The sequence below is a fragment of the Lentzea sp. genome (assembly GCF_035525475.1).
Lineage (GTDB): Bacteria > Actinomycetota > Actinomycetes > Mycobacteriales > Pseudonocardiaceae > Lentzea.
Window position 1 is genome coordinate 1 of sequence record NZ_DATLEC010000123.1, and the last position, 4,904, is coordinate 4,904.

Below are 4,904 nucleotides of genomic sequence, written 5' to 3' on the forward strand. Positions count from 1 at the left end.
ACCTGGGCTTTCACCCAGAATCAGCGGGCTGATTCAGACCGTCGGGACGACAGGATTTGAACCTGCGACCCCTTGACCCCCAGTCAAGTGCGCTACCAAACTGCGCCACGTCCCGGCCACACTCCCGGTTCCCCGGCGTGCAGGAAGAATCCTACAACACCGTGGACAGAGATCAAAAACGGGGGCCACCACCGGGCCGGACCTGCGGATATACGGCGGGGACCCGAAGTTCGGGTCCCCGCGTCCCTCGGCCCGACCGATCCCCCGATCCTCGACCGACACTCCCACTATGCGGGGGGCCGCCCCACAACACCACCTCCGAAAGTCGAGTCTTGTCCGTCAACCTTCGACTTACCGGGCGGTAGGACCGCGCTGACGCTGAAGCCGCCGTCTGCCCTGTACGACGTGGTCAGGGTGCCACCTGCCAGGCGGACTCGTTCGGACAGGCCGTGCAGGCCCGCGCCGCCTCTGTCGTCTGACGGTGGCAGGGCGCTTGGGCCGTTCACCACTGAGACCCGTACCGGTGAGGCTCTGTCCACCGTCACCGTCACCGCGGCGCCCGGGGCGTGTTTCGTCACGTTTGTCAGGGCTTCCTGGACCACTCGGAAGAGGGCTCGGGAGATTGCCGGTGAAAGGGCGGCGTCGCCTGTTTCCGACAGCGTCACGGAGACGCCGGCTACTCGGGCTCGGTCTACCAGTTCCTGCACTGACGGGTAGGAGGTGTCGGAGTTCAGCAAGCCCAGGGCTGCTCGCATCTCTGACAGGGATTCCTTTGCCAGGGAACGTAAGCGCAGCGCGGTTTCTCTTACGGACGGGTCGGCTGCGGTGGCGGCCAGGGCTGCTGACTCCACGGCTATCAGGGTGGCGTGGTGGCCTACCGAGTCGTGGATCTCGCGGGCTATCCGGGCTCGTTCGGCGGCTCGTGCGGAGGTTTCCTGGGCTTCCAGTTCTGCTGCTCGGGCTCGGCGGGTTTCGTACAGCGACTGGGTGAGGTCTTTGCGGGTGGTCACCAGTGCGCCGAGGGCTGTGGGGGCTGCTGCCAGGCCGAAGGCGAACGCGACGGCCAGGAGCAGGGGGCCCAGGGGGATCGACTCGGTCAGCAGGGCCGGGGCGATTGTGGCGGCTGTCAGGAGTGCTACCCAGAAGAGCTGGATCGGGATCGACTTCTCCTCGCGGCCCAGGCGGTATTGGGCCACCAGGGCCGGGGCCCAGCCCAGGCCTCCTGCCACTGCCGGGACGCAGAGCAGGGTGGCCAGCCAGGGCCAGCGCAGGCCTACGGGGAGGAGCAGGGAGGCGGCTACGGCTGTCCACAGTGACCACGGGAAAGGGCGGTCCTCGGTCAGGAGGACCACGCCCGCGGTCACCAGCACGGTGAGGAGTTCGCGCAGGAGCGTCTTCACCACACACCGACCTGGTGGGCGACCAGAGCCGCCTGCACCCGGTTCTCCACTCCCAGTTTTGTCAGGACGGTGGAGACGTAGCTCTTCACCGTCGCCTCGGACAGGCAGAGTTCTCCGGCTATCGCGTGGTTCGAGCGGCCGCTGGCGACCAGTTCCAGCACTTGGCGTTCGCGTGCTGAGAGGGAGTCGAGCTGGCGGTTGGCCCGGAAACCGCGCAGGCGCGGGAGCAGGCGGGCGGTGATGCGCGGGTCCAGGACTGCTCCGCCCGCTGCCAGGTCGACCACGGCGCGGACCAGGGTTTCCGGTTCTGCGTCTTTCAGCAGGAAACCCTGGGCGCCGAGGTCCAGGGCCGTTGCCACGTAGTCGTCCAGGTCGAACGTGGTCAGCACGGCGATGGCGGGCGGGGTGGCCCACGTTCTCAGGCGGCGGACTGCCTCCAGGCCGTCCACGCCGGGCATCTGCACGTCCACCAGGGCGACGTCGGGGAGGTGGGCCAGGGCCACTTCCACGAGTTCGGCGCCGTCGGACGCCTCGCCGACCACCTCCACCCGCCCGTCGGCTTCCAGGAGGACCTTGAGGCCCCGCCGCAGCAGGGCCTCGTCGTCGGCTAGCACCACGCGTACGGCCACCAACCCAACCAACCGCACGCACTGCCAAAGGGCAAATAGGTCACCCAGGTGGTCCTGGGGAACTACTTCTTGCCGGCGCCGGCCTTCTTCTTCTCGCGCACGCGCACGGAGATGCGGACCGGGCTGCCCTCGAAGCCGAACTCCTCGCGCAGCCTGCGCTCGATGAAGCGGCGGTAGCCCGCCTCGAGGAAACCGGTCGTGAACAGCACGAACGTCGGCGGGCGGGTCGAGGCCTGGGTCGCGAACAGCACCTTGGGCTGCTTGCCGCTGCGGACGGGCGGCGGGGTCGCGGAGATCAGCTCCGTCAGCCACTGGTTCAGGCGGCCGGTCGGGACTCGGGTGTCCCACGAGTTCAGCGCCGTGCGCAGGGCCGGGGCGAGCTTGTGGACCGAGCGGCCGGTCAGGGCCGAGATGTTGACCTTGTCGGCCCACGGCACGCGCACCAGGCCGCGTTCGAGCTCGCGGACCATCTCGTTGCGGCGGTCCTCGTCGACGAGGTCCCACTTGTTGAACGCCAGCACGCACGCGCGGCCCGACTCGACCACCATCGTCAGCACGCGGAGGTCCTGTTCGGACAACGGCTCGTGGGCGTCCAGCAGCACGATCGCGACCTCGGCGGTCTCGATCGCGGACTTGGTGCGCAGCGAGGCGTAGTACTCGGCGCCGCTCTCGAACTTCACGCGCTTGCGCAGGCCGGCGGTGTCGACGAAGCGCCAGACCTCGCCGTCGAGCTCCACGAGCGAGTCGACCGGGTCGACCGTGGTGCCCGCGACCGAGTCGACGACCGCGCGGTTCTCGCCGGTCAGGCGGTTCAGCAGCGACGACTTGCCCACGTTCGGCTTGCCGACGAGCGCGACGCGGCGCGGGCCGCCGTTGCCGGCGCCGAAGTCGTCGCGCGGGGTCTCCGGCAGCTTCGCGAGGATCACGTCGAGCAGGTCGCCGGAGCCTCGGCCGTGCAGGCCGGAGACCGGGACCGGCTCGCCGAGGCCCAGCGACCACAGCGACGCGACGTCCGCCGTCAGGCGGTCGTCGTCCACCTTGGACGCGCAGAGGATCACCGGCTTCTTGGAGCGGCGCAGGACCTTCGCGACGGCCTCCTCGGTCGTCGTCGCGCCCACTGAGGCGTCCACGACCAGGAGGATCACGTCGGCGGTCGCCATCGCGAGCTCGGCCTGCGCGGCCACGGAGGCCTGCAGGCCCTGCGCGTCCGGCTCCCAGCCGCCCGTGTCGACCACGGTGAACTTGCGGCCGTTCCACAGCGCGTCGTACGCCACGCGGTCACGCGTCACGCCCGGTACGTCCTGCACCACGGCCTCTCGGCGGCCGATGATGCGGTTGACCAGCGTGGACTTGCCGACGTTCGGTCGTCCGACCACCGCGAGCACGGGCTGCGGGGGTGCGCCTTCCTCGCCGTCGGAGGAGTCGAGGCCGTCGAAGGCTGACCAGTCGGCCTCGTCCTCCCAGGTGCCGTCCAGGTCCGTCATCGTCTTCCCTCACTCTTGCGATGTCCATCCAGTTCGGCGACCAGTGTCGCCAGGCGGTCGCGCACCTGCTCGGTGGCAACGCCCAGGGCGGCTCGTCCCTTCCCCGCGGGGAGGTGGAACGGCTCACCGATCAGCACGTCGACCTCGGGCCGGAAGCCCTTGGCCTGGTAGGTCCCGCGGCAGGCGACCGGCAGCACCATCGCGTCCGACGTCTTGGCCAGCCACGCCGCGCCGTTCTGCGCGTTCGCCACGTCGCCCTCTCCACGGGTGCCCTCGGGGAACACCCCGATCACCCCACCGGCCTTGAGCACGGACAACGCGCTGGTCAGCGCCGTGCGGTCGGCCTCACCGCGCTTGACGGGGATCTGACCGATCTTGCCCAGGAGGTAGCCGGCGACGCCTTGGAACATCTCCTGCTTGATCAGGAACGTCACGCGCCGGGGCAGCACACCGAACAGGATCGGTCCGTCAGCCATCGAGCTGTGGTTGGCGACGACGACCACGCCGCCGTTCAAGGGTACGCGGTCGCGGCCGTGGACCCGAATCCGGAACTGCCAGGCGTACGGCACTCGCGCGATCCACCTGCCGAGGTCGGTCATCCACGGCAGGCTCCCGGCGGGAAGGGTCACCCCGTCACCCGCAGCCCGCGGCGCTCGACGAGGTCCAGCAACGCGTCCACGGTGCCCGCGAGGTCGAGCTCGGTGGTGTCGACCTCGACCGCGTCGTCGGCCGCCTTCAACGGCGACACCGCGCGCGACGAGTCGTAGTTGTCGCGGCGCCGCACGTCGGCCAGCACGGCGTCCACAGTGGACTTGCGGCCGGCGGCGTTGTCCTGCTTGGTCCTGCGCGCGGCCCGCGCGTCCGCCGACGCCGTCAGGTAGACCTTCAACGGGGCGTCGGGCGACACGACGGTGCCGATGTCGCGTCCTTCGACGACGATCCCGCCCACGTGGTCCAGCGCGTCCGCGATGATCGCGCGCTGCTGGGCCACGAGCAGCTCCCGCACGTGCCCGGCGGCGGACACCGGCGAGACCGCCAGCGTCACCTCGGGCCCGCGGATCTCGGCAGAGACGTCGTCGCCGTCCAGGGTGATGCCCGGCCTCGCGGGGTCGGTGCCGACGACGAGCACGGCGTTGCCCGCGACCTCGGCGACCTTGACCTCGTCGGCGGGGTCGACGCCGGCGCGCAGCACGGCCACCGTGATCGCCCGGTACATCGAGCCGGTGTCGAGGTAGCGCGCGCCCAGCGCCATCGCGAGGCGCTTCGCGACGGTGGACTTCCCGGTGCCGGACGGTCCGTCGAGTGCCACCACGCCGCGCAACTGCCCCTGGCCCACCACAGCTCCCTCCGAGACGCCCACGGTGCTCATTGTGCCTGGTGCGGACGCTCAC

The 4,904-nt window shown here is 70.2% G+C and carries 5 protein-coding genes and 1 tRNA gene; all 6 read right to left on the reverse strand.

Annotated elements, in window-relative coordinates; translation table 11 throughout:
• Positions 1-41: 41 nt before the first annotated feature.
• Positions 42-115, reverse strand: a tRNA-Pro gene (locus VM306_RS20980).
• A gap of 172 nt (positions 116-287) precedes the next feature.
• Positions 288-1,400 carry a sensor histidine kinase gene (locus tag VM306_RS20985; RefSeq protein WP_325517603.1) on the reverse strand — a complete coding sequence of 371 codons (1,113 nt, stop codon included), beginning with the start codon at positions 1,398-1,400 and terminating at the stop codon, positions 288-290.
• Complete coding sequence (locus tag VM306_RS20990) at positions 1,397-2,017, reverse strand: response regulator transcription factor (protein ID WP_325517605.1); 621 nt, start codon at positions 2,015-2,017, stop codon at positions 1,397-1,399. Before VM306_RS20990 ends, VM306_RS20985 begins: the two co-directional genes overlap by 4 nt.
• A gap of 74 nt (positions 2,018-2,091) precedes the next feature.
• Entirely contained in the window at positions 2,092-3,513 is a 1,422-nt protein-coding gene (gene der / locus VM306_RS20995; protein WP_325517608.1) for a ribosome biogenesis GTPase Der, read from the reverse strand.
• A complete protein-coding gene (locus VM306_RS21000; RefSeq protein ID WP_325517610.1) occupies positions 3,510-4,112 on the reverse strand; it encodes a lysophospholipid acyltransferase family protein in 603 nt (200 codons plus the stop codon). The genes der and VM306_RS21000 overlap by 4 nt, the downstream gene beginning before the upstream one ends.
• A 26-nt stretch (positions 4,113-4,138) precedes the next feature.
• A complete protein-coding gene (cmk, locus tag VM306_RS21005) occupies positions 4,139-4,825 on the reverse strand; it encodes a (d)CMP kinase (RefSeq protein WP_325517613.1) in 687 nt (228 codons plus the stop codon).
• Positions 4,826-4,904 lie beyond the last annotated feature (79 nt).

Bases quoted from the DNA above. Each gene is read 5' to 3' on its own strand.
- VM306_RS21000 (WP_325517610.1), bottom strand. From the start codon at position 4,112: ATGACCGACCTCGGCAGGTGGATCGCGCGAGTGCCGTACGCCTGGCAG.
- der (WP_325517608.1), bottom strand. From the start codon at position 3,513: ATGACGGACCTGGACGGCACCTGGGAGGACGAGGCCGACTGGTCAGCC.